Below are 22,442 nucleotides of genomic sequence, written 5' to 3'. Positions count from 1 at the left end.
GCGCTTGCAGGGCCTTCGGGTAGTAGGCCGGGTAAGGCGCAGCCGCCGCCCGGCAAAATTATCAGAACGGGAACAGGACCGGTATCAATACCACGCACACCACCATCACCAGCACGGTGAACGGCACGCCCAGCTTCACGAAATCACTGAACTTATAATTCCCGGGCCCCAGCACCAGCGTATTCACCGGTGAAGAGACCGGCGTCATAAATGCCGCGGAGGCCGCCATTGCGACCATCATCGCAAAGGGATACGGCGACACGCCCATGGATTTGGCCATCGCCAGCGCAATCGGCGCCATCAGTACCGCCGTCGCGGTATTGGAGATAAACAGACCGATGGTGGCGCACATAATGAACAGACAGACCAGCATCATGTACGGCCCATACCCGCCGCCAACGTCCATTAAGCCTTTAACAATCAGATCCACCCCGCCGGTTTTTTGCAGCGCCAGGGCGAAGGGCATCATCCCGACGATCAGGATAATGCTCGGCCAGTGAATGGCTTTATAGGCGCTTTCGGCGTCAATGCAGCGGAATTTGCCCATCAACAGGCAGGCGATGATTGCCGCGACCGGATTGGGAATTTCATCGGTCAGCATCAGCGCCACCATCAGCACCAGACAAAAAATCGCGTGGGGCGCCTGGCTGTGCGCAGGCGACGCGTCGCTCTCCTCGACAGGCATGTTGAGCACCACAAAATCGCGCCCTTTTTGCCCAAGCTGGCTAATTAGCTTCCAGTTACCAACAACAAGGAAGATATCGCCCAGCAGGATCGGCTCATCCACCACCGCCCCTTCCATCGCTACGCCATCGCGCTTCAGCCCCACGACATTCAGGCCATAGCGGGTTCGGAACCCCATTTCCCGCACGGTTTTACCCAGCAGTTCCGATTCCGGGATCAGCGATACTTCTGCCATGCCAACATCCAGCGCCTGATCGGAGAAATACTCCCCGCGCAGCACCATCGGTTCCAGCAGCTGCTCGCTGCAAAACTCGCGCAGATCCACGTCCGCGGTGGACATATCAATCAGCAGGACGTCCCGCGCGCGGAACTCCGACACCCCGTTGACGTTGACAATAACCCGGCGAAAACGACGCCAGCGCTCTACGCCAATCACGTTCGCGCCATAGCGCTCACGCAGCTTCAGGTCGTCAAGACGCTGTCCCACCATCGGCGAGCCGGGACGAATAGCCAGACGGCGCGCGCGCCCGGTGAGACGGTACTCTTTAATCAGATCGCGGAAGGTGCGTCGCTTCCACCCTTCTTTATTTTTGTCCTGTTTTTCACCTTTCAGGGCAAACCGGGTCAGCAGCATGTAGACCACGCCCATCACCAGAATGACCAGCCCAAGCGGGGTGACGCTGAAAAAACTGAAGCCCTGGAATCCTTCCCGGATCAGCTCGCTGTTGACGATCAGGTTCGGCGGCGTTGCCACCAGCGTCATCATGCCGCTAATCAAACCGGCAAAACTCAGGGGCATCATCAGGCGCGACGGCGAGATCTCCATCCGCATGGAGACGCTCAGCACCACCGGGATAAAGATGGCGACCACGCCCGTTGAGCTCATAAACGCTCCCAGCCCGGCGACGGTCACCATCAGGTAGATCAGCATTTTGGTTTCGCTGCTGCCCGCCACCTTCACCAGCCACGACCCCATGATGGTCGCCACGCCGGTACGCACCAGCCCATCACCAATAATAAACAGGGCGGCAATCAGGATAACGTTAGGATCGCTAAACCCGGAGAAGGCTTCCGGCAGCGTGAGCGTACCGCTCAGCACAAACGCGACGATGACAAACAAGGCGACGGCGTCCATGCGTACCTTGCCCGTTGCAAAAAGAAGGATGGCGATTAAAAGCAGGCTCAGGACCCAAATCAGTTCACCGTTCACAACATGTCCTTGTCAGTGGGAGATGAGGAATTTTGCCATAAAAAAGCCCCAGCAATGTGGGGCTATATCATGTGATTACATTTTTAGCGAGACGGTTACAACCCCGTCAGAGGCTTTCGAAACAGCCAGCGCCGTCAGGGAATCCAGCACAAAGTCTGCTTCCTCCAGACGGGGAGATCCCGCCGGAACATTCACCGCGATAACGTGGCTTCCGGCGTTCAGCCCGGCCAGTACGCCAGCGGCCGCGTCTTCCACCACCACGCACTCTTCAGGCTCGAGGCCCAGCAGTTCAGCGCCCAGTAAAAACGCGTCGGGCTCCGGTTTACCGCGCTTTACGCGCTCCGCCGTGATAAACACTTCTGGCGTCGGCAGACCTGCCGCCTTGTGACGGGCGTGGGCGACGGGAATGGAGCCTGAGGTAACGATAGCCCACGGGATCTGCGCTTCGTTCAGATGCTCAAGCAGCTCGCGCGCGCCCGGTAAGGCTGTGATGCCGTCCGTATCCGTGGCTTCAATATGTTCCAGGTATTTGAACTCCGCCTGAATTTCGTCCTCAGAGCGTCCGGCCAGGAAGTGCCGTAGCGAGGTGATGGCCTGTTTGCCATGGATAAAATTCAGCACGTCCTGATGGTCGATGCCATGTCTGTCAGCCCAATGGCACCAGGAACGCTCCACAACCGGCAGCGAATCCACCAGCGTACCGTCCAGATCAAACAGAAAACCTCTACACTGCACACGCACCTCCGTCAGGCATTAATGATTTGTTGAATTTCGTTGCTGCTTAAATGGTACTGGCGCGGGCAGGCGTGCCACGCGCTTAGCATTCGCTGATATTTATCCCACATAGGGGTCTGCGCGTTGAAGCCGTGGGTGCCCGCGTCAAAGTGGGTATAGCGCCCTTCTGTATTCACCATAAAGCGAACATAGCTCAGATAACGCGCTTCCGTTGCGGCATCAAAGCCTAAGAAGGTCACGCGGCGCTCGTCGATGGACTGCTGATCTTTGAGATTCGTCCAGGACACGTGCAGGGCGTGATACATCTCCATAATGTCGATCACGATGCGACAGGTTTCTTCTTTCAGCTCGCCAAACTCGCGGTCCAGTTCGCGCATTTGCAAACCAAAACCGCGTTCGACGATGGTTTGCAGGCGGCTGTAGCGCGCAGCGTTATCGGGATCAAGCATAGTCATCATCTTGTACTGGTTGGACAAAATCAGACGTTGAGCATGGGTCATTTCCATCTTTCGACTCCTGTAGCGCATTGCACTTTAAAAAAAAGACACGGTAACTGATTGTTACTGTGCCTTCTTTTCGTCGTCGTTTCGATGATCAATCACAAATCATCGAGGAATGTTTTATCCAGTTGCTTAAAAGCGCGCTTTAACGTGTCCGCCAGCGCCTGGTAGTCCGGCTTGCCTTCGACCGGGGCGAGCGCCTGTCCGGCCTCCTCCAGTTTTCCGCGCACTTCATAAAACCAGTGTAAAATAGAAGGGGGAAGCGGAGTGATGGACCGTTTACCTAACCACCACAGGCCCTGCATCGGCAGGCTTAAGGCGAAGAGCGCCGTCGCGACTGCAGGACCAAGCTGCCCGCCCAACGCAATCTGCCAGCACAGCGTAAAGACAGCGACAGGCGGCATAAAGCGAATCGCATAGCGCGTGGCGCGAATGGTGCGATTCTCAATGAACATCGGCGCAAGGCGCTTTTCCATCGGCCACGTCTTTGCGTAATGCTGTCCCCGACGAAACAGACTAAAGAAATTTACGGACGGGTTCTCTGGTGTCGACATGGCTGTACCTCAACTTCACATATAAAAATTAAAATTTTCGTGCAAAACCACAACAAGCTATGACAACGTTCAAAATATTTTGTCATCTCTACCCCGTATCGGGTATCCTGTGCCAGCCTGATAGGGCCCTAGACGAGAATCATTAACTCGTCAAATTATTGCACATTATGCCATTGGCTGAAAATTGTGCAAAATGGCATAAAATCATAGTTATTTCTTCCATCATGCCACAATGTTCGTTTGGCATGATGTTAATCATAAATGTCTGAGTCCTCATGCGTTACGCTGTTAGACTCACTGACGTTTTTTTAGCCACGTATCAATAATAGGTACTTCCATGTCGAGTAAGTTAGTACTGGTTCTGAACTGCGGTAGCTCCTCACTGAAATTCGCCATCATCGATGCGCTCAACGGTGACGAATACCTCTCTGGTTTGGCCGAATGTTTCCATCTGCCTGAAGCACGTATCAAGTGGAAGATGGACGGCAGCAAACAAGAAGCGGCTTTAGGTGCAGGCGCCGCTCACAGTGAAGCGCTGAACTTTATCGTTAACACTATTCTGGCACAAAAACCAGAACTGTCTGCTCAGCTGACTGCGATTGGTCACCGTATCGTCCACGGCGGCGAAAAATACACCAGCTCCGTCGTGATCGACGAATCTGTGATCCAGGGCATCAAGGACTCTGCGTCCTTCGCACCGCTGCACAACCCGGCTCACCTGATCGGTATCGCTGAAGCGCTGAAATCCTTCCCGAATCTGAAAGACAAAAACGTGGCCGTATTCGACACCGCGTTCCATCAGACCATGCCGGAAGAGTCTTACCTCTATGCCCTGCCATACAGCCTGTACAAAGAACACGGCGTACGTCGCTACGGCGCGCACGGTACCAGCCACTTCTATGTGACTCAGGAAGCCGCAAAAGTTCTGAACAAGCCGGTTGAAGAACTGAACATCATCACCTGCCACCTGGGCAACGGTGGTTCTGTTTCTGCTATCCGCAACGGTAAATGTGTTGATACTTCCATGGGTCTGACCCCGCTGGAAGGTCTGGTGATGGGTACCCGTTCCGGTGACATCGACCCGGCGATCATCTTCCACCTGCACGACACCCTGGGCATGAGCGTTGACCAGATCAACAAAATGCTGACCAAAGAGTCTGGCCTGCTGGGTCTGACCGAAGTCACCAGCGACTGCCGTTACGTTGAAGACAACTACGCAGAGAAAGAAGACGCTAAACGTGCAATGGACGTTTACTGCCACCGTCTGGCGAAGTACATCGGCTCTTACACTGCGCTGATGGAAGGCCGTCTGGACGCGGTTATCTTCACCGGTGGTATCGGTGAGAACGCGGCAATGGTTCGTGAACTGTCCCTGGGCAAACTGGGCGTTCTGGGCTTCGACGTTGATCACGAGCGTAACCTGGCTGCCCGCTTCGGCAAGTCTGGCTTCATCAACAAAGAAGGCACCCGCCCTGCTCTCGTTATCCCAACTAACGAAGAACTGGTCATTGCGCAAGACGCGCACCGCCTGACTGCCTGATTCCACACCGCCAGCAATGCTGGCGGTGCTGTTTTGTAACCCGCCCAATTGCGGCGGTAACGAAAGAGGATAAACCGTGTCCCGTACTATTATGCTGATCCCTACCGGAACCAGCGTCGGCCTGACCAGCGTCAGCCTTGGCGTTATCCGTGCTATGGAACGCAAAGGCGTTCGTCTGAGCGTCTTTAAGCCAATCGCCCAGCCACGTGCTGGTGGCGATGCGCCAGACCAGACCACCACCATCGTTCGCAAGAACTCCAATCTGCCAGCGGCTGAACCGCTGAAGATGAGCCACGTTGAGTCTCTGCTGTCCAGCAACCAGAAAGACGTGCTGATGGAAGAGATCATCGCTAACTACCATGCTAACGCGCAAGACGCGGAAGTGGTGCTGGTTGAAGGCCTGGTCCCGACGCGCAAACACCAGTTTGCCCAGTCTCTGAACTTTGAAATCGCGAAAACCCTGAACGCAGAGATCGTTTTCGTGATGTCTCAGGGCACCGACACCCCAGAGCAGCTGAACGAGCGTATCGAACTGACGCGCAGCAGCTTCGGCGGCGCGAAAAATACCAACATCACCGGCGTGATCGTGAACAAGCTGAACGCACCGGTGGATGAGCAGGGACGTACTCGCCCTGACCTGTCCGAGATTTTCGACGACTCTTCCAAAGCGAAAGTCATCAAAGTTGACCCGGCTAAGCTGCAGGAATCCAGCCCTCTGCCAGTACTGGGCGCGGTGCCATGGAGCTTCGATCTGATTGCAACCCGTGCAATCGATATGGCGCGTCACCTGAACGCTACCATCGTTAACGAAGGCGACATCAACACCCGCCGCGTGAAGTCCGTGACCTTCTGTGCGCGCAGCATTCCGCACATGCTGGAACACTTCCGCGCAGGTTCCCTGCTGGTAACCTCCGCAGACCGTCCTGACGTACTGGTTGCCGCCTGCCTGGCCGCGATGAACGGCGTGGAAATCGGTGCGATCCTGCTGACCGGTGCCTACGAGATGGACCCACGCGTCAGCAAGCTGTGCGAACGCGCGTTTGCGACCGGCCTGCCGGTCTTCATGGTGAATACCAACACCTGGCAGACCTCCCTGAGCCTGCAGAGCTTCAACCTGGAAGTGCCGGTTGATGACCACGAGCGTATCGAGAAAGTTCAGGAATACGTTGCGGGCTACATCAACGCAGACTGGATCGAATCCCTGACTGCAACCTCCGAGCGCAGCCGCCGCCTGTCTCCTCCAGCATTCCGTTATCAGCTGACCGAGTTGGCGCGTAAAGCGGGCAAACGCGTTGTTCTGCCAGAAGGCGACGAACCACGTACCGTTAAAGCGGCTGCTATCTGTGCAGAGCGCGGCATCGCGACCTGTGTGCTGCTGGGTAACCCGGATGAGATCACCCGCGTTGCGGCGTCTCAGGGCGTTGAGCTGGGCGCTGGCATCGAAATCGTTGACCCTGAAGTGGTTCGCGAGAGCTACGTTGCTCGTCTGGTTGAGCTGCGTAAGAGCAAGGGCATGACCGAAGCCGTTGCGCGCGAACAGCTGGAAGACAACGTGGTGCTGGGCACTCTGATGCTTGAGCAGGACGAAGTTGACGGTCTGGTTTCCGGTGCGGTTCACACCACGGCGAACACCATCCGTCCACCGCTGCAGCTGATCAAAACCGCGCCAGGCAGCTCTCTGGTTTCTTCCGTGTTCTTCATGCTGCTGCCTGAACAGGTTTACGTTTACGGCGACTGCGCGATCAACCCGGATCCAACCGCAGAACAGCTGGCAGAAATCGCTATCCAGTCCGCGGACTCCGCGATTGCCTTCGGTATCGAACCGCGCGTAGCAATGCTCTCCTACTCCACCGGTACTTCTGGTGCTGGTAGCGACGTAGAGAAAGTACGTGAAGCGACCCGTCTGGCGCAGGAAAAACGTCCTGACCTGATGATCGACGGCCCGCTGCAGTACGACGCCGCCGTGATGGCCGACGTTGCGAAATCCAAAGCGCCGAACTCGCCGGTTGCAGGTCGCGCTACCGTGTTCATCTTCCCGGATCTGAACACCGGTAACACCACCTATAAAGCGGTGCAGCGTTCAGCAGACCTGATCTCCATCGGGCCAATGCTGCAGGGCATGCGCAAACCTGTGAACGACCTGTCTCGTGGCGCGCTGGTTGACGATATCGTCTACACCATCGCGCTGACCGCGATCCAGTCTTCGCAGCAGCAGTAATGTTAAAAAGCCCGGTGGCGCCAGCGCTTACCGGGCAACAAAAAGGCGACCACTTAACGGGTCGCCTTTTTTATTTACAGCAGCTCTCGCGCCGCCGATACAATGTCATGTGCCGTCAGGCCATACTCCTTCTGCAGGAAATCCTGTGTCCCCACCTGGCCGTAACGCTCCTTGACGCCCACCCGCCGCATCGGTACCGGGCAGGTTTCCACCAGCACCTCCGCCACCGCCGATCCCAGGCCGTTGTGAATACTGTGGTTTTCACAGGTGACGATGCGACCGGTTTTCTCGGCGTAGTTTTTCACCAGCATCCGGTCGATGGGCTTCAGGGTAAACATGTCGATGACCGCCGCGCTGACCCCCTCCTGCTCAAGCTGGCGCGCCGCTTCCAGCGCTTCCGCCACCATGATGCCGTTGGCAATCAGGGTAATATCGGTTCCTTCGCGCAGCACGTTGCCTTTACCAATGGTGAAGGTTGAGCCCGGGGCATACACGCTCGGCGCCTGCTTACGGATGGTGCGTACCCAGTAGAAGCCTTCGAGGTCGATAAGCTGGCGCAGCACGTCCTCAAACATCACCGCGTCGGTCACCTCCAGCACCACCGAATGCGCCAGACCGCGTACGATGCCCATATCCTCAAACGACATATGCGTCCCGCCGTTATGGCAGGCCGTCACGCCCGCATCCGAGGCAATCACCTTCACGTTGTTGCGCTGATAGTCCAGGGACATAAACAGCTGGTCGAAGCAGCGACGGCTGGCAAACGCGGTGAAGGTATGAACGAACGGTTTACGCCCGGTAAGCGACAGCCCCGCCGCGGTGCCGATGACGTTGGCCTCCATAATGCCGCAGTTAATCACGTGCTGCGGATAATCGCGCGCCACGCCGTCCATCGCCATCGAGCTCATCAGATCCGCTTCCAGGGCGATAATCTCGCTTCCTGCCTCAATCTGCTTTGCCACGAAGCCCGCGTAGACCTTACGCATCTCAACGGCGTCTTTCTCTCCTGCCGGTGCAACCTTAATCATGTGAAGCCTCCAGTTGGCGAATCGTCTCGTTGAGGGCCGCTTTGCTCTCCGCGGTCAACCGCAGGTGGTGCGAGTTGCTGAGCTGTTCCAGGTACGGCACCCCCTGCCCTTTGATGCTGTCGAGGATGACGACTATCGGACGCGCGTCGGCAGCCGGGACCCGCGACGTCACCGCCAGCAGGCCCGGGATGTCGTCGCCCTTCACCGTCGCCACGTCAAAGCCAAAGGCGCGGAATTTCCCCTCCAGGTCGAACGCGCTGATAATTTCGTCCAGCTCGCCGTCGAGCTGCTGTTTGTTCCAGTCCACGAACACCGTCAGGTTGTTAAGGCGATGATGAGCGATAAACTGGAAGGCTTCCCAGCACTGCCCCTCGTTCAGCTCGCCGTCACCGACGATGCAGAAGACGCGGTTCGGTCGCCCCGCCAGCCTGTGCGAGAGCGCCATACCGCCGGCAATTGAGATCCCCTGCCCCAGCGAACCGGTGGTGGCGTCCACCCCGCGCGTTTTCAGACGGTCCGGGTGGCTTGGCAGGCGCGTGCCGTTCTGGTTCAGGGTGATCAGCTCTTCCACCGGGAAGTAGCCCTTGATCGCCAGCGTGCTGTAGAGCGCCGGGCCCGCATGGCCTTTCGACAGGACAAAATAGTCTCGCTCCGGCCAGTCCGGATCCGCCGGGTCGATTTTCATCACCGCGCCGTACAGCACGGCCAGGGTTTCAACCACCGACATACTGCCGCCATAGTGTCCAAAGCCCAGCTGCGTCAGGGATTTAAGCGTCTCAAGACGGATCTGACGCGCGAGTTCGGTTATCTCTTTCTCATTCATGATTTGGCTCCGGTGTTTTCCTGCGCGTTACCGCCCGCAGGTTTGTTTTTCGCGAAGACGTTGTACGCCACCAGCAGCGCGAACAACGCCACAACCAGTCCGGTGATGGCAAGCGGCGACAGGAAGCGCGCCAGGTTGCCGAGCACAATCCCGACCGCGCCGAAGTCGGCGTCCGAGAAGGTGGTGTTGGCAAAGCCAATTGCGCCCAGCACCGGCAGCAGCAGGACCGGCAGGAAGGTGATCAGCAGGCCGTTAGCAAAGGCGCCCATCATTGCCCCGCGGCGTCCGCCGGTGGCGTTACCGAACACGCCCGCCGTTGCGCCGGTGAAGAAGTGCGGCACCACGCCCGGGAGGATCAGCACCCAGCTAAACTGACCGCAGATGAACAACCCTACAATCCCGCCGAGGAAGCTGAACAGGAAGCCAATCAGCACCGCGTTTGGCGCATACGGATACACCACCGGGCAGTCCAGCGCAGGACGCGCGTTCGGCACCAGTTTTTCCGAGAAGCCGGTAAAGGCCGGAACGATTTCCGCCAGAATCAGGCGCACGCCCTGCAGGATGATGAACACGCCCGCCGCGAAGGTGATCGCCATGATGATGGCGTAGACCAGGTAGTTCTGACCGCCGCTGAAGGTGGCCTCCACGTACTCACGCCCGGCGCTCACCGCCAGGATGAGGTAGATAATCATCATGGTCAGGGAGATCGAGATCGAGCTGTCGCGCAGGAAGCTCAGGTTCTTCGGCAGGTTCATCTCTTCGGTTGAGCGGGAGCCTTTGCCAACCTTGCTGCCAATCCAGCCGGACAGCACGTAGCCCAGCGTGCCGAAGTGCCCGAAGGCAATCTCATCGTTGCCGGTAATGCGCTTCATGTAGCGCTGGGCAATCGCCGGGAAGAAGGCCATGATCAGGCCGAGGATCAGCGAGCCGGTAAAGACCAGCCCCACGCCCTCAAAGCCCGCTACCGTCAGGATCACGCCAATCATGCACGCCATATAAAACGTGTGGTGCCCGGTCAGGAAGATGTACTTCAGGCGGGTAAAGCGCGCGACGATAATATTCGCCACCATGCCGAAGGCCATAATAAGCGCGGTCGCTGCACCGTATTTTTCCAGCGCAATTGACACAATCGCTTCATTGTTTGGAATAATGCCCTGAATCGTAAAGGCATGCTCAAACATACCGCCCAAAGGATTTAATGACCCCACCAGCACCGTGGCGCCGCCGCCCAGCACAATAAAGCCGAGAATGGTTTTAATCGTCCCTTTCACCACGTCCGAAAACGCTTTTTTCTGCGCAACCAGACCAATTAGCGCAATTAAGCCGACCAGCACCGAAGGGACTTTTAAAATATCAACAACGAAATTCAGCGTTTCAAGGATAAACATATCCACCTCGCCTTATCAGGGTTATTGTCTTTCGAACCAGGCGCGCAGCTGCGCTTCAAGTTCGTTGATGTCGATGATGTTGTTAATCACCACCAGCTGGCTTTCCGGCACGCTGGCGCTGGCCGCAATGTCTTTTGCCATCACGAACAGATCGGCCGCGCCCGGCGTGGCCGAGGAGAGATCGGAATGTTCAACCTCAGCCTCAACCTCCAGCTTTTTAAGCACCTTTTTAATATTCATTTCGACCATAAAACTGCTGCCCAGGCCGGAGCCGCAAATAGCCATGATTTTCATTGTTGTCCCCTTATTTTGAGTAGAGCACGCCCCATCACGCTGTCGCGTAATGTTGTGAATAATCGGATTAAAGAATTAAATCAGAAGCGGTCAATAATCGTTTTAATTTCCTCCAGGGTATTCGCCTGATGCAGTTTCTCCATATCCTCATCGCTGGAAAATAATTCTGCGAGTGCGGATATCATTTCGATATGGCTATGTTTATCCGGTGCCGCGAGCATAATAATCACATCGACAGGGTCAAACTCACCGGCACCAAACGAGACGCCCTGTTTTAGTTTTAATAAAGACAAACCCAGTCCTTTGGCGCCTTCCTCCGGCCGCGCATGCGGCATCGCCAGCCCTGGTGCCAGCACATAATAGGGTCCTAACGTGTGGTGCTGCTGGATGATGGCCGTGACGTATTCAGGCTCAATCACCTGCAAATCCAGAAGCGGCTTCGCGCACAGCTCCAGCGCCTGCGGCCAGTTTTCCACGCTATCCTGTAGCGTGATGGTTGTATCATATATCCATTTTTTGAGCACTTTTCACTCCCGCTACACGCTAAAGATGAACAAACTTTATTCAACACATCGCTGGATGACTGCGATCGCGATCACAAAGATAGCGCTACCAATGGTTAACATGCAGAAATGTGATAGCGCTATCAAATTGCAATCACGGCGCTAAATCACAGCAAAAAAAGGGATTTAAGGCGTATACTGCCTGTCACGTGAAGCGAAGGAAATGATGAACGCGTCTGGTCAGCAGGAAGGTGTATGTCTCTAACCCGAAAACGGCGCAGTACCGGTAAAGTGACACTCGCCGATGTCGCACAGCTTGCCGGTGTGGGCACGATGACCGTGTCCCGTGCACTCCGCACGCCCGAACAGGTTTCCGATAAACTACGTGAAAAAATTGAAGCTGCCGTGCAGGAGCTGGGTTATATGCCTAATCTTGCCGCCAGCGCGCTGGCCTCGGCGTCGTCATGGACGATAGCCATGGTGGTGCCTAATCTCTCCGAAGCCGGCTGCTCGGAGATGTTCGCCGGACTACAGCAGGTGCTACAGCCTGCCGGGTATCAGATCATGCTGGCTGAATCCCAGCATCGTCTTGAGCAGGAGGAGAAATTGCTGGAGACGCTGCTGGCGTCGAATATTGCCGCCGCAATCCTGCTCAGCGTTGAACATACCGATACCGTTCGCCACTGGCTGAAAAACGCCTCTATTCCGGTGATGGAAATGGGTGCCATGCGCGCCGACCCGATCGATATGAATATCGGGATTGATAACGTAGCGGCCATGTATGAACTCACGGAAATGGTGATTAAGCGCGGCTACCAAAATATTGGCCTGCTGTGCGCCAACCAGGAGCAGTGGATTTTCCAGCAGCATTTGCAGGGCTGGTACAAAGCCATGCTTCGCCACCATATGTCGCCGAACCGGGTCATTAACGCGGCGATGCCGCCGAGCTTCTCGACCGGCGCGGCACAGCTGCCTGAATTCCTGCTGGCGTGGCCGGAGCTGGATGCGCTGGTATGCGTCTCTGACGAGCTGGCCTGCGGCGCGCTGTACGAGTGTCAGCGCAGGCGAATCAAGGTGCCGGACGATCTGGCGGTGGTCGGCTTTGGCGATAGCGACGTGAGCCGCGTCTGTCAGCCGCCGCTGACGACGATGGCGGTGCCGCATCGTAAGATTGGAATTGAAGCCGGGAAAGCGCTACTGGAGCGTCTGAATGACGGGGACTGGCGCGATCAAAAGCCCATCGCGTCCAGTCTGTGTCTGAGAGAGAGTTGCTGACGCTTACTCAGCCTCTTCCTCTTTCTCTGATTTGGTCGATTCGTTTTTGGCGTTGCGGGTCATCCACAGCGCCAGCGCTTTTAACGAATCCGGCGTGAACTCGTCGCAGCGCGCGGTGATCTCTTCTGGCGTCATCCAGCTGACTTCACTCACCTCTTCTTCCTGGAGAGCGAACGGGCCGTGGGAGACGCAGCTAAACAGCCCGCCCCAGACGCGGCAGTTTTCGTCTTCGAAATAGAACTGACCGTGCTCGGCAAACGGCACACCGGCGATGCCTAACTCTTCTTCTGCTTCGCGACGTGCGGAATCCAGCAGCACTTCATCTGCCTGAACAACACCGCCAGCGGTGGCATCCAGCATACCCGGGAGAAAATCTTTGGTGTCCGTGCGGCGCTGGACCAGAATTTTGCCCATCCCGTCATGCACAACGATGTACGTTGCGCGGTGGCGCAGACGCTCCGCACGCATTTGTTCGCGGCTGGCCTGCGCGATCACTTCATTCTCTTCGCTGACAATGTCAACCCACTCTGTACTTGCCAAATGACTCTGCTCCACCATCGGGAAACCTTCTCTTCTAAGCGCTCTTTCGGCGCGTTTGCAGTTGAGGTGTAACTTACGGATTAATCGCTACCTGCGCAATAACTTGCTGATCATTAAGTGCGATAACGCTCAGGGTATTTCCATCCAGCATGCCATAGCTCGCAGGATAACCGCCTTTCGGTATGCTGACCGAACCCGGATTGAAGTGATAAATCTCACCGCGTTTTTCAGCAACCGGAATATGAGTATGACCGTAAACCAGGACATCGCCAGCCGCGAGCGCCGGGAGATTATCCGGGCTAAAAAGATGCCCGTGCGTCAGGAACAGGCGGCTTTGTTCCAGCAGCACCTGTTGCCATGGCGCGGTAAGGGGAAAATGCAGCAGCATCTGGTCCACCTCGCTGTCGCAGTTGCCGCGAACGGCGACAATGCGCGAGGCAAACGGGTTGAGCTTTTCCGCGACCTGCGCAGGGGCGTAGCCCTCCGGCAGCGCGTTGCGCGGGCCGTGGCTGAGGACATCCCCCAGAATAATCAGCCACTGCGCGCCGCTTTGTGCAAACAGGGAAAGGACACGCTCGGTAGCGGGCAGCGATCCATGGATATCCGACGCAAACATCAGTTTCATCAGTCACTCCTCGGGAAAACAGACTGCCCCCATCATACCTGAAGCGTCAGGGCTTATCAGCCCGCGCGCCTGGCAGATAGTGCCACATAGCGCTGCACGGAGGCGCGTTGCCACTGAAACGCGGCATAATCCACCAGCAGCTGCGGCACCTCATCGCCGTTGAGGATCAGGCGGTTTAGCATCAACGCCAGATCGGCGTCGGCGATGCACCACTCGCCGAACAGGTTCGGGTTGCCGTGTGCGAGGAGCGAGGTGGCGGTTTCAATCAGTTTTTGCGCGCTTTCACGGCCTTCAGCGCTGAGCGCTGGCTTTTTGACCCCGGCAAACACGACATCAGTTGAGCGTTCCACGCGAATGGGCACCAGATCGCTCCGCAGCCACGCCTGGATCTGCCGCGCCCGCGCGCGTTTTTGCAGATCGTGAGGATAAATGCGCTCCCACTCAGGCGGCGCGAACCGATCTTCCAGATATTCATCGATCGCCGACGATTCGCTCAGGGCAAAACCGTCGATCTCCAGCACCGGCACGCGTCGGGTCAGGTCGTAGCCCTGCCACTGCGGCTTGAGATGTTCACCGCCGTCAAGATCGACGGTCTTCAGCGTAAAAGTGAGCCCTTTTTCGGCCAGCGCAACGTATACGCTCATAACATAGGGAGAAAAGAAATTCGCATCGGACCACAACATGATGACGGGCTGGTTCATAACATCCTCATAGGCTGATCGGTTTTTACTCAACATATAATCTCTTTGCCTCGCTGTCACTTGATGAAAACTCACGATTTACAACAACCACCTATACTCATTTGTCATGGCACCACTCTTAGCATGGACAGGAGTTGAGAATGATCGACCTTTATTACGCCCCTACCCCAAACGGCCATAAGATCACCCTTTTTCTTGAAGAAGCCGAGCTGGATTACAGGATCATTCGCGTGGATATCAGCAAAGGCGATCAGTTCAGCCCTCTCTTTCTGGCTATCTCGCCGAATAATAAAATCCCGGCCATTATTGATAACCACCCGGCGGACGGAGGCAGGCCGCTGAGCCTGTTTGAGTCCGGTGAGATTTTGCTCTACCTGGCGGAGAAAACCGGCAAACTGCTGAGCGGCGAACTGCGCGAGCGTCACCATACCCTGCAATGGCTCTTCTGGCAGGCAAGCGGGCTGGGGCCCATGCTGGGGCAAAATCATCATTTTACCGCTTACGCCCCGCAGCCCATTCCTTATGCAATAGAACGCTATCAGGTTGAGACTCAACGGCTGTATGACGTTCTGAACCGTCGGCTGGAGAAAACGCCGTGGCTCGGGGGCGATCATTACAGTATTGCCGATATCGCCTGCTGGCCGTGGGTGAATACGCATGAAAAACACCGAATTGACCTGGCCGCTTACCCGGCGGTGAACAACTGGTTTGAGCGCATCCGAACCCGCCCGGCCACCGAGCGGGCGATGCAAAAAATCCAGCAGATTTAGCCCTCTATGAGGCTGGGTGCCCGCGAGCCTCTCATGTATGATGAGCGTGAAATACTGACACGGAGAAGACCTGCAATGTCACAGCCAGACGCTATTATTCGCATAAAAAATTTACGCTTGCGCACCTTCATCGGCATCAAAGAGGAAGAGATCGCCAACCGTCAGGATATTGTCATTAACGTGGTAATTCACTATCCCGCAGACAAAGCGCGGGCCAGCGAAGACATCAACGACGCGCTGAACTACCGCACAATAACCAAAAACATCATTCAGTACGTGGAGAATAACCGCTTCTCTCTGCTGGAAAAATTAACTCAGGATGTGCTCGATATCGCACGCGAACATCACTGGGTCACTTATGCTGAAGTTGAGATCGATAAACTTCACGCCCTGCGCTACGCCGATTCCGTCTCCATGACGCTAAGCTGGCGACGCCAGGCGTAATCCTGGAGGTTGTATGAAGATTTTGCTGACCGGCGGCACGGGCCTTATTGGTCGTCACCTCATTGCGCGTCTGCAGGCCTTGCATCACGACATTACCGTGGTCACGCGCAGTCCGGAGAAAGCGCGCCAGGTGCTCGGGGCGGGTATCGATATCTGGAAAAATCTGGCCGAGCAGCAAAATCTGGACGGCTTCGACGCCGTCATTAATCTCGCGGGTGAACCCATCGCCGATAAGCGCTGGACGGAAGAGCAAAAACAGCTGTTATGCAGCAGCCGGTGGAACATTACCGAAAAGCTGGTCGAGCTGATCCGCAATAGCCACACGCCGCCTTCGGTGCTGATTTCGGGTTCAGCCGTGGGCTATTACGGCGATCTCGGCGAGGTGGTGGTGACCGAGGAAGAGCCGCCGCATAACGAGTTTACCCATAAGCTCTGCGCCCAGTGGGAGCGTATCGCCTGCGCGGCGCAGAGCGATCGTACCCGCGTCTGCCTGCTGCGGACCGGCGTCGTGCTTGCGCCGAAGGGCGGCATTCTGGCGAAGATGCTTCCCCCTTTCCGGCTTGGACTCGGTGGGCCGATCGGTAATGGCCGTCAGTATCTGGCCTGGATCCATATCGACGATATGGTCAACGGGATTCTCTGGCTGCTGGATAACGATCTGCGCGGGCCGTTTAACATGGTTGCGCCGTATCCGGTGCGTAACGAACAGTTCGCCCACGCGCTGGGTCATGCCCTGCACCGCCCGGCGATTTTGCGCGTGCCTGCCACGGTCATTCGCCTGATGATGGGTGAAGCGTCTGTGCTGGTATTAGGCGGGCAGCGGGCGCTGCCAAAACGGCTGGAAGCGGCCGGCTTTGCGTTCCGCTGGTATGAATTAGAAGAGGCGCTGGGGGATGTGGTGCGGTGAATATGTTACAGTGACAGGCCATGTTCCGAAGAAATGGCGTAACAATGGCAACCATCACCACACCCCGGCTTCACCTCACTCCTTTCGAACCCACTGACTGGGCCTTCTTCCGTTCGCTGCGTGAAGATCGCAGCATCATGCGCTACATGGCCGCCATCGCGCCGGAAAAAGAGACCCGACGCACGTTTGCCGCTCGGCTCACTGCTGCCCATGTGTTTGTTATTCGCTTGCGGGATGATGATACGCCGCTTGGCGATATCGGCCTGCAAATCAGCCCTGAGAATCGTGAAGAGGCCGATATCGGCTACACGGTTGTGCCTGCCGCGCAGGGAAAAGGGATTGCCAGCGAGGCGCTGCGCGCGGTGTGTGATTACGCGTTTAACCAGACCAGCGTGAAAGCGATTAACGCGTACGTGCTGGCAGATAACGGCGGTTCGGTGCGCGTGCTGGAGAAAGCCGGGTTTGTGCGTACGCAGGTGCTGGAAAAGGCGTATGAAATTGACGGCGTGCGCTATGACGACTGGGTGTATCGGCTGGAGTGCAGTGCGGCCTGATGCCCTCATCCCAACCCTCTCCCACAGGGAGAGGGAGAACACCCAGTCCGTAGGCCCGGTAAGCGAAGCGCCACCGGGCGATTGGGCTGCACTGCGGTCTGATGCCCTCACCCCGCCCCTCTCCCACAGGGAGAGGGGGAAAGGCAAAACCTACTTCAACGACCCTTTCAGGAACTGCTGCAGGCGCGGGCTTTGCGGGTTCGCCAGCACCTCGTCCGGGTGGCCCTGCTCTTCAATTTTCCCCTGATGCAGGAAGATAACGTGGTTCGAGACGTTACGGGCGAAGCCCATCTCGTGCGTCACCACCACCATCGTTTTGCCCTCTTCGGCCAGCTTCTGCATGATGCGCAGCACTTCGCCAACGAGTTCAGGGTCCAGCGCGGAGGTCGGTTCGTCGAACAGCAGCACCTCGGGCTCCATCGCCAGCGCGCGCGCGATGGAGACACGTTGCTGCTGACCGCCGGAGAGATGTACCGGGTATTTCATCTGCTGGCGCTCGTCGATACCCACTTTCGCCAGGTATTTCACCGCACGCTCGCGGGCTTCCTGCTTGCTCAGGCCCAGCACCTGAATCGGCGCTTCCATCACGTTCTCCAGCACCGTCATGTGGCTCCAGAGGTTGAAGTGCTGGAACACCATCGTCAGGCGCGTACGCAGCAGTCGCAGCTGGTGTTTATCCGCGACCTTCAGCTGGCCGTCTTTGTCACGGACCAGGTTAATATTCTGCCCGCTCACCACAATCGAGCCTTCGCTCGGCTTTTCGAGGAAGTTAATGCAGCGCAGGAAGGTACTTTTACCCGAGCCGGATGAGCCGATAATACTGATCACGTCGCCCGCATTCGCCTGCAGCGACACCCCTTTCAGCACTTCATGTTCGCCGTAGCGTTTGTGCAAATCAATAACGTTTAATTTGTTCTCAGCCATCATCTTTCTCAGTGCGTCGAAGAAGGTTTTATATGCTGCAACCAGCGTTTTTCAGCCTTACGGAACAGGCTAATCAGAACATAAGAGATAATTAAATAGAGCACCGCCGCAATGCCAAACGCGGTAAACGGCTGATAGGTCGCGGAGTTAATATCGCGCGCGATTTTGAGCAGATCCGGCACCGTCGCGGTAAAGGCGAGCGCGGTGGAGTGCAGCATCAAAATCACTTCGTTACTGTACGCCGGTAACGCGATACGCAGTGCCGACGGCAGAATAATGCAGCGATAAAGTTTCACCGAGGAAAAGCCGTACGCGCGCGCCGCTTCAATCTCACCGTAAGGGACAGAGCGAATTGCCCCGGCGAAAATCTCGGTGGTGTAGGCGCAGGTGTTGAGCGTCAACGCCAGCACCGTACAGTTCAGGCCGCTGCGGAAGAACGCATTCAGCATCTCAGTGCCTTTTACGATCTCAAGCGTATACATCCCCGAATAGAACACCAGCAGCTGCACGTACAGCGGCGTACCGCGGAACACGTAGGTAAACAGCCAGATCGGGAACTGGATAAATTTATTGTTCGACACGCGGCCAATGGCAAGAAACACCGCCAGAATGCCGCCCATCACCACGGAGGAGATCAGCAGCCAGAGCGTAATCGCCACGCCGGTAAAGCGGTAGCCATCCGTCCACAGCAGCGATTTCCAGTATTCCTGAATAATCTCAATCACAGGTCAGCCCTCTTCACACCCACGGAGTAGCGACGCTCGAGCAGAAGCAGCACACCATTGGAGGCGGTCGTAAAGACCAGATAAATCACGCCGCAGACCACCGCAAAGTAGAACGGCTCCCAGGTGCTCTTGCCCGCCAGCTGAGTCGCTTTCACGACGTCTTCCAGACCGAGCAGCGAGACCAGCGCGGTGGCTTTGAGGATAACCTGCCAGTTGTTGCCGATGCCCGGCAGCGCATAGCGCATCATGGCCGGGAACATAATCCGACGAAACGTTTGTGAAGAGGTAAAACCAAATGCGGTTGCCGCCTCAATGTGGCCTTTCGGAACGGCCATGTAGGCACCGCGGAAGGTTTCGGTGAAGTAGGCACCGTAGATAAAACCGAGGGTAATAATACCGGCCACCATCGGGTCTATATCAATTTGTCCCATGCCCATCGCGTCCGTTACGCTGTTCAGCGCAATCTGCAGACCGTAAAAGATAAGCAGCATCAGCACCAGATCGGGAACCCCGCGAATAAGCGTGGTGTAGCCTTCAAAAATAAGCGCCAGCGGTTTGTTAGCCGAAAGCTTCGCCCCTGCGCCTGCCAGACCTATCAGCACCGCCAGCACCACGGAGCTGATAGCCAGCTCAAGGGTGACAAGCGCGCCCTGTAAAATAACGCCAGAAAATCCGTACAGCATACCGCGAGCCCTGTCGTATCGTGAGTGGTGGAACCGTGTCTTTTCCCCTCCCGCACCGGGAGGGGCCGCACGTTATTTGACGGGGCGATTAGCCGCCGTAAACATTAAAATCAAAGTACTTTTTCGCCAGCTTGTCGTAGGTACCGTCAGCACGCATTTCAGCAAACGCTTTGTTCAGCGCCTCACGCAGCTCGTTGTCTTCTTTGCGCAGGCCCATGCCGGTGCCCACACCAAACAACTTCACGTCCTTAATGGACGGGCCGCCAAACTTGTAATCTTTACCCACCGGCGTTTTCAGGAAGCCTTCGCTTGCCGCGACTTCATCCTGGAATGCCGCATCAATTCGGCCTGCCGTCAGGTCAGCGTAGATATTTTCCTGGCCCTGATAGGAGACGATTTCAATCCCCTTCGGCGCCCAGTGTTCGTTGCCGTAGGTTTCCTGCGTGGTGCCCTGCAGCACGCCGACGCGTTTGCCTTTCAGGGACTCCAGCGTTGGCTGAATGTCAGAAGCTTTAGCCACCACCAGACGAGAATCGGCCGCGTAGAGTTTGTCGGTGAAGGCAATCTCCTGCTGGCGTTTTTCGGTGATGGAGAGCGAGGACATAATCACGTCGATTTTTTTCGCTTTCAGGGACGGGATCAGCGCATCCAGCGGGTTCTCAACGTAGGTACACTGTACTTTGATGCGTTTGCACAGCTCATTGGCCAGATCGATGTCAAAACCGACCAGTTCACCCTTTGAATTCTTCGATTCGAACGGCGCATAGGTTGGATCGGTACCAATCCGAATTTTCTGCGGAATGGCTGCGAATGCCGCGGTGGCGCTGGAAAAGGCCAGCACCAGAGATAGTGACAACACGAGTTTTTTCATATTTGTCCTCAACAAACTGTCTTCATACGGGATTTTTACGACGACGGGGTGGTGCTAATGTGCCATTAATCCACTCTTTCAGGCAAAGACTAATGCCCTTAAGGCGGGAATTTTTGCATTATAAATGCGTAAGTATGCACAAAGCGATCCAATACGGTGCAATAAATGCACCGCATTGGGTCAACCGCTCCCGGAACGCACCTTTGCGGTGCGTTAGCGTCAGGCATTATTCACCGTATACGTTGAAGTCGAAGTATTTCTTCGCCAGTTTGTCGTAAGTCCCGTCTTTACGCAGCTCTGCAAAGGCTTTGTCGAAGGCGGCTTTCAGCTCGGTATCATCCTTACGCAGGCCAATACCGGTGCCGTCACCAAAGTATTTTTTGTCTTTTACCGACGGGCCCGCAAACGCATAGTCTTTACCCGCAGGCTGTTTCAGGAAGCCTTCGCTCGCGGCGACTTCATCCTGGAATGCCGCATCCAGACGGCCTGCGGCCAGGTCAGAGTAAATCAGATCCTGGTTCTGGTAAGCCACCACGTCTACGCCCTTCTCACGCCAGGTCGCATTGGCATAACCTTCCTGCGTCGACCCCTGAAGCACGCCAACATGCTTGCCTTTCAGCGAGTCGATGGTGGGCTTAATCGGGGAGCCTTTCGGCGCAATCAGGCGAGAATCCGCGGCGTAGAGCTTGTCAGAGAAGGCAATCTCCTGCTGGCGTTTTTCGGTGATGGAAAGAGAAGAGATAATGGCGTCGATTTTCTTGGCTTTCAGCGACGGGATTAACGCGTCAAAGTCGCTGCCCACCCATGTGCATTTCACCGCAATGCGTTTGCACATTTCATTTCCCAGATCGATATCAAACCCCACGAAATCGCCTTTCGCATCCTTGGAAGAGAATGGCGCGTAGGTTGCGTCTGTACCGATACGAACCGTCTGTGGAAGCGCTGCGTAGCTACTTGCTGCCGCACTTAACCCCACGAGCAAAGACAGAGCCAGAACCGTCTTCTTCATACATTTACCCTCAAGTACCGTGATTTTATTATGTATTGTGTTGTGTGTTGTGTTGCAGGCTTCATCTTGCAGGTCTTATGCCACATTGCCGTCTGGTCAAAACTTCGACGTTAAATATGTTAATAAAACGTTGCGATATTGCCTTAATGGTGAAAGATAGCAGGTCTGCCGAACGAACCGGAAAGAGAAAAAGGGAAAAAACGAATTAAATGTCGAGGATATGATCGCCGTTGCATAATTGCCCTGAACCAGGGCAACGTCTCTTTTCATGCACTCTGTTTGTGCACAGATTCAGGCCCCTTGCCAGCGGGTGAAGAGATCTTCAGGCAGGTCGATGTCAAACTGATCCAGCACGCGGTTGACGGTCTGATTAATCACGTCGTCCAGCGAGGTCGGGCGATGATAAAACGCCGGAACCGGCGGCATGATGATGGCCCCAAGCTCGGCGGCCTGGGTCATTAAACGCAGATGGCCGAGATGCAGCGGCGTTTCCCGCACGCAGAGCACCAGAGGACGACGCTCCTTCAGCACCACATCCGCCGCGCGCGTCACCAGGGTGTCGGTATAGCTGTTCACAATGCCGGAGAGCGTTTTAATCGAACAGGGCAGGATAACCATGCCGGCCGTTTTAAACGAGCCTGAGGAGATGCTGGCGGCGATATCACGGGCATCGTGAACCACGTCCGCCAGTGCCTGAACATCGCGCAGGGAGAGATCGGTTTCCAGAGAGAGGGTCTGCCGTGCCGCCTGGCTCATCACCAGATGGGTCTCGACTTCCGCCACGTTACGCAGAACCTGTAACAGACGTACGCCGTAAATCGCGCCGCTGGCGCCGCTGAGCCCAACAATGAGTCGTTTCATGATTTTCGCCCTTACTGATTTCAGGGCAGACTGTGCAGGATTTTGCGGGGAGTTGCAAGTGAGGGCATTCGCCCTC

25 protein-coding genes are annotated in these 22,442 nt (G+C 56.2%); 7 read left to right on the top strand and 18 right to left on the bottom strand.

What is annotated here, in order from left to right; all coding sequences use genetic code 11:
- Positions 1 to 61: 61 nt before the first annotated feature.
- The 4 genes from QMN93_RS05060 to yfbV all read right to left on the bottom strand — a co-directional run bounded on the left by QMN93_RS05060 (position 62) and on the right by yfbV (position 3,683).
- Positions 62 to 1,894: an SLC13 family permease gene (locus tag QMN93_RS05060; RefSeq protein WP_182383831.1), complete on the bottom strand. Its 1,833-nt coding sequence runs from the start codon at positions 1,892 to 1,894 to the stop codon at positions 62 to 64.
- A gap of 75 nt (positions 1,895 to 1,969) precedes the next feature.
- The gene (locus tag QMN93_RS05055; protein WP_182071324.1) at positions 1,970 to 2,629 is read right to left on the bottom strand and encodes a sugar phosphatase; all 660 of its coding nucleotides are present in this window, start codon (positions 2,627 to 2,629) and stop codon (positions 1,970 to 1,972) included.
- Positions 2,630 to 2,640: 11 nt separating this feature from the next.
- Positions 2,641 to 3,135, bottom strand: a complete 495-nt coding sequence (locus QMN93_RS05050; protein ID WP_008502874.1) for a YfbU family protein — start codon at positions 3,133 to 3,135, stop codon at positions 2,641 to 2,643.
- Positions 3,136 to 3,227: 92 nt separating this feature from the next.
- A complete protein-coding gene (gene yfbV, locus QMN93_RS05045) occupies positions 3,228 to 3,683 on the bottom strand; it encodes a terminus macrodomain insulation protein YfbV (RefSeq protein WP_023312543.1) in 456 nt (151 codons plus the stop codon).
- Between the two features lie 337 nt (positions 3,684 to 4,020).
- Here yfbV and ackA point away from each other — a divergent pair, with 337 nt between their 5' ends.
- The gene (gene ackA, locus QMN93_RS05040; protein WP_023312544.1) at positions 4,021 to 5,223 is read left to right on the top strand and encodes an acetate kinase; all 1,203 of its coding nucleotides are present in this window, start codon (positions 4,021 to 4,023) and stop codon (positions 5,221 to 5,223) included.
- A gap of 76 nt (positions 5,224 to 5,299) precedes the next feature.
- Positions 5,300 to 7,441, top strand: coding sequence for a phosphate acetyltransferase (gene pta / locus QMN93_RS05035; RefSeq protein WP_023312545.1), 2,142 nt, complete (start codon positions 5,300 to 5,302; stop codon positions 7,439 to 7,441).
- Positions 7,442 to 7,515: 74 nt separating this feature from the next.
- Here the strand turns inward: pta and QMN93_RS05030 are convergent, their stop codons facing one another.
- From QMN93_RS05030 to QMN93_RS05010, 5 genes are all read right to left on the bottom strand, one after another.
- Positions 7,516 to 8,469 carry a transketolase family protein gene (locus tag QMN93_RS05030; protein ID WP_023312546.1) on the bottom strand — a complete coding sequence of 318 codons (954 nt, stop codon included), beginning with the start codon at positions 8,467 to 8,469 and terminating at the stop codon, positions 7,516 to 7,518.
- Entirely contained in the window at positions 8,462 to 9,292 is an 831-nt protein-coding gene (locus tag QMN93_RS05025) for a transketolase (protein ID WP_182383834.1), read from the bottom strand. The genes QMN93_RS05030 and QMN93_RS05025 overlap by 8 nt, the downstream gene beginning before the upstream one ends.
- Positions 9,289 to 10,680 (bottom strand): PTS ascorbate transporter subunit IIC, encoded by a 1,392-nt coding sequence (locus tag QMN93_RS05020; RefSeq protein WP_182383835.1) that lies wholly within the window; start codon positions 10,678 to 10,680, stop codon positions 9,289 to 9,291. The genes QMN93_RS05025 and QMN93_RS05020 overlap by 4 nt, the downstream gene beginning before the upstream one ends.
- A gap of 21 nt (positions 10,681 to 10,701) precedes the next feature.
- A complete protein-coding gene (locus QMN93_RS05015) occupies positions 10,702 to 10,974 on the bottom strand; it encodes a PTS sugar transporter subunit IIB (protein WP_063450399.1) in 273 nt (90 codons plus the stop codon).
- Positions 10,975 to 11,054: 80 nt separating this feature from the next.
- Positions 11,055 to 11,498 (bottom strand): PTS sugar transporter subunit IIA, encoded by a 444-nt coding sequence (locus QMN93_RS05010; RefSeq protein ID WP_047060619.1) that lies wholly within the window; start codon positions 11,496 to 11,498, stop codon positions 11,055 to 11,057.
- Between the two features lie 234 nt (positions 11,499 to 11,732).
- On the opposite strand from QMN93_RS05010, the gene QMN93_RS05005 reads away from it, so the two are divergent.
- Entirely contained in the window at positions 11,733 to 12,752 is a 1,020-nt protein-coding gene (locus QMN93_RS05005; protein WP_029741925.1) for a LacI family DNA-binding transcriptional regulator, read from the top strand.
- A 3-nt stretch (positions 12,753 to 12,755) separates the two neighbouring features.
- Here QMN93_RS05005 and yfcD read toward each other — a convergent pair whose 3' ends face one another.
- From yfcD to yfcF, 3 genes are read right to left on the bottom strand one after another with little or no spacing between them, the layout of a single operon-like run.
- Positions 12,756 to 13,310: an NUDIX hydrolase YfcD gene (yfcD, locus tag QMN93_RS05000; RefSeq protein WP_023312551.1), complete on the bottom strand. Its 555-nt coding sequence runs from the start codon at positions 13,308 to 13,310 to the stop codon at positions 12,756 to 12,758.
- 55 nt (positions 13,311 to 13,365) lie between these two features.
- Positions 13,366 to 13,917 (bottom strand): phosphodiesterase, encoded by a 552-nt coding sequence (yfcE, locus tag QMN93_RS04995; protein WP_323619180.1) that lies wholly within the window; start codon positions 13,915 to 13,917, stop codon positions 13,366 to 13,368.
- 56 nt (positions 13,918 to 13,973) lie between these two features.
- Positions 13,974 to 14,618, bottom strand: coding sequence for a glutathione transferase (gene yfcF / locus QMN93_RS04990; RefSeq protein ID WP_193139774.1), 645 nt, complete (start codon positions 14,616 to 14,618; stop codon positions 13,974 to 13,976).
- A 140-nt stretch (positions 14,619 to 14,758) separates the two neighbouring features.
- On the opposite strand from yfcF, the gene yfcG reads away from it, so the two are divergent.
- From yfcG to QMN93_RS04970, 4 genes are all read left to right on the top strand, one after another.
- Positions 14,759 to 15,388: a GSH-dependent disulfide bond oxidoreductase gene (gene yfcG / locus QMN93_RS04985; RefSeq protein ID WP_033146088.1), complete on the top strand. Its 630-nt coding sequence runs from the start codon at positions 14,759 to 14,761 to the stop codon at positions 15,386 to 15,388.
- Between the two features lie 75 nt (positions 15,389 to 15,463).
- Positions 15,464 to 15,832: a dihydroneopterin triphosphate 2'-epimerase gene (gene folX / locus QMN93_RS04980; protein ID WP_023312555.1), complete on the top strand. Its 369-nt coding sequence runs from the start codon at positions 15,464 to 15,466 to the stop codon at positions 15,830 to 15,832.
- Between the two features lie 13 nt (positions 15,833 to 15,845).
- On the top strand, positions 15,846 to 16,739 hold the full coding sequence (locus QMN93_RS04975) for a TIGR01777 family oxidoreductase (RefSeq protein WP_033146089.1): 894 nt from the start codon (positions 15,846 to 15,848) through the stop codon (positions 16,737 to 16,739).
- Positions 16,740 to 16,783: 44 nt separating this feature from the next.
- On the top strand, positions 16,784 to 17,293 hold the full coding sequence (locus tag QMN93_RS04970) for a GNAT family N-acetyltransferase (RefSeq protein WP_182383840.1): 510 nt from the start codon (positions 16,784 to 16,786) through the stop codon (positions 17,291 to 17,293).
- Positions 17,294 to 17,443: 150 nt separating this feature from the next.
- Here the strand turns inward: QMN93_RS04970 and hisP are convergent, their stop codons facing one another.
- From hisP to QMN93_RS04940, 6 genes are all read right to left on the bottom strand, one after another.
- On the bottom strand, positions 17,444 to 18,217 hold the full coding sequence (hisP, locus tag QMN93_RS04965) for a histidine ABC transporter ATP-binding protein HisP (RefSeq protein ID WP_023312558.1): 774 nt from the start codon (positions 18,215 to 18,217) through the stop codon (positions 17,444 to 17,446).
- Positions 18,218 to 18,225: 8 nt separating this feature from the next.
- Positions 18,226 to 18,942, bottom strand: coding sequence for an ABC transporter permease (locus QMN93_RS04960; RefSeq protein ID WP_008502590.1), 717 nt, complete (start codon positions 18,940 to 18,942; stop codon positions 18,226 to 18,228).
- Positions 18,939 to 19,625, bottom strand: coding sequence for a histidine ABC transporter permease HisQ (locus QMN93_RS04955; RefSeq protein WP_023336422.1), 687 nt, complete (start codon positions 19,623 to 19,625; stop codon positions 18,939 to 18,941). Before QMN93_RS04955 ends, QMN93_RS04960 begins: the two co-directional genes overlap by 4 nt.
- Positions 19,626 to 19,713: 88 nt before the next feature.
- The gene (hisJ, locus tag QMN93_RS04950) at positions 19,714 to 20,496 is read right to left on the bottom strand and encodes a histidine ABC transporter substrate-binding protein HisJ (RefSeq protein ID WP_064672894.1); all 783 of its coding nucleotides are present in this window, start codon (positions 20,494 to 20,496) and stop codon (positions 19,714 to 19,716) included.
- 226 nt (positions 20,497 to 20,722) lie between these two features.
- Complete coding sequence (gene argT / locus QMN93_RS04945) at positions 20,723 to 21,505, bottom strand: lysine/arginine/ornithine ABC transporter substrate-binding protein ArgT (RefSeq protein WP_182383841.1); 783 nt, start codon at positions 21,503 to 21,505, stop codon at positions 20,723 to 20,725.
- A 291-nt stretch (positions 21,506 to 21,796) separates the two neighbouring features.
- Complete coding sequence (locus QMN93_RS04940; RefSeq protein ID WP_029740194.1) at positions 21,797 to 22,366, bottom strand: UbiX family flavin prenyltransferase; 570 nt, start codon at positions 22,364 to 22,366, stop codon at positions 21,797 to 21,799.
- Positions 22,367 to 22,442 lie beyond the last annotated feature (76 nt).

Origin of the sequence: Enterobacter sp. R-1.6.2 (genome assembly GCF_035064085.1) — a bacterium.
In the GTDB taxonomy this organism is placed as follows: domain Bacteria; phylum Pseudomonadota; class Gammaproteobacteria; order Enterobacterales; family Enterobacteriaceae; genus Enterobacter; species Enterobacter asburiae_B.
This window is presented reverse-complemented; position numbering and strand designations above follow the sequence as displayed.

What these genes read in the sequence shown, in the direction of transcription:
- QMN93_RS05050 (WP_008502874.1), bottom strand. Translation starts at nt 3,135, where the DNA reads ATGGAAATGACCCATGCTCAACGTCTGATTTTGTCCAACCAGTACAAG.
- yfbV (WP_023312543.1), bottom strand. Translation starts at nt 3,683, where the DNA reads ATGTCGACACCAGAGAACCCGTCCGTAAATTTCTTTAGTCTGTTTCGT.
- ackA (WP_023312544.1), top strand. Translation starts at nt 4,021, where the DNA reads ATGTCGAGTAAGTTAGTACTGGTTCTGAACTGCGGTAGCTCCTCACTG.
- QMN93_RS05030 (WP_023312546.1), bottom strand. Translation starts at nt 8,469, where the DNA reads ATGATTAAGGTTGCACCGGCAGGAGAGAAAGACGCCGTTGAGATGCGT.
- QMN93_RS05025 (WP_182383834.1), bottom strand. Translation starts at nt 9,292, where the DNA reads ATGAATGAGAAAGAGATAACCGAACTCGCGCGTCAGATCCGTCTTGAG.
- QMN93_RS05020 (WP_182383835.1), bottom strand. Translation starts at nt 10,680, where the DNA reads ATGTTTATCCTTGAAACGCTGAATTTCGTTGTTGATATTTTAAAAGTC.
- QMN93_RS05015 (WP_063450399.1), bottom strand. Translation starts at nt 10,974, where the DNA reads ATGAAAATCATGGCTATTTGCGGCTCCGGCCTGGGCAGCAGTTTTATG.
- QMN93_RS05005 (WP_029741925.1), top strand. Translation starts at nt 11,733, where the DNA reads ATGTCTCTAACCCGAAAACGGCGCAGTACCGGTAAAGTGACACTCGCC.
- yfcD (WP_023312551.1), bottom strand. Translation starts at nt 13,310, where the DNA reads ATGGTGGAGCAGAGTCATTTGGCAAGTACAGAGTGGGTTGACATTGTC.
- yfcE (WP_323619180.1), bottom strand. Translation starts at nt 13,917, where the DNA reads ATGAAACTGATGTTTGCGTCGGATATCCATGGATCGCTGCCCGCTACC.
- yfcF (WP_193139774.1), bottom strand. Translation starts at nt 14,618, where the DNA reads ATGAACCAGCCCGTCATCATGTTGTGGTCCGATGCGAATTTCTTTTCT.
- yfcG (WP_033146088.1), top strand. Translation starts at nt 14,759, where the DNA reads ATGATCGACCTTTATTACGCCCCTACCCCAAACGGCCATAAGATCACC.
- folX (WP_023312555.1), top strand. Translation starts at nt 15,464, where the DNA reads ATGTCACAGCCAGACGCTATTATTCGCATAAAAAATTTACGCTTGCGC.
- QMN93_RS04975 (WP_033146089.1), top strand. Translation starts at nt 15,846, where the DNA reads ATGAAGATTTTGCTGACCGGCGGCACGGGCCTTATTGGTCGTCACCTC.
- QMN93_RS04970 (WP_182383840.1), top strand. Translation starts at nt 16,784, where the DNA reads ATGGCAACCATCACCACACCCCGGCTTCACCTCACTCCTTTCGAACCC.
- hisP (WP_023312558.1), bottom strand. Translation starts at nt 18,217, where the DNA reads ATGGCTGAGAACAAATTAAACGTTATTGATTTGCACAAACGCTACGGC.
- QMN93_RS04955 (WP_023336422.1), bottom strand. Translation starts at nt 19,625, where the DNA reads ATGCTGTACGGATTTTCTGGCGTTATTTTACAGGGCGCGCTTGTCACC.
- hisJ (WP_064672894.1), bottom strand. Translation starts at nt 20,496, where the DNA reads ATGAAAAAACTCGTGTTGTCACTATCTCTGGTGCTGGCCTTTTCCAGC.
- argT (WP_182383841.1), bottom strand. Translation starts at nt 21,505, where the DNA reads ATGAAGAAGACGGTTCTGGCTCTGTCTTTGCTCGTGGGGTTAAGTGCG.
- QMN93_RS04940 (WP_029740194.1), bottom strand. Translation starts at nt 22,366, where the DNA reads ATGAAACGACTCATTGTTGGGCTCAGCGGCGCCAGCGGCGCGATTTAC.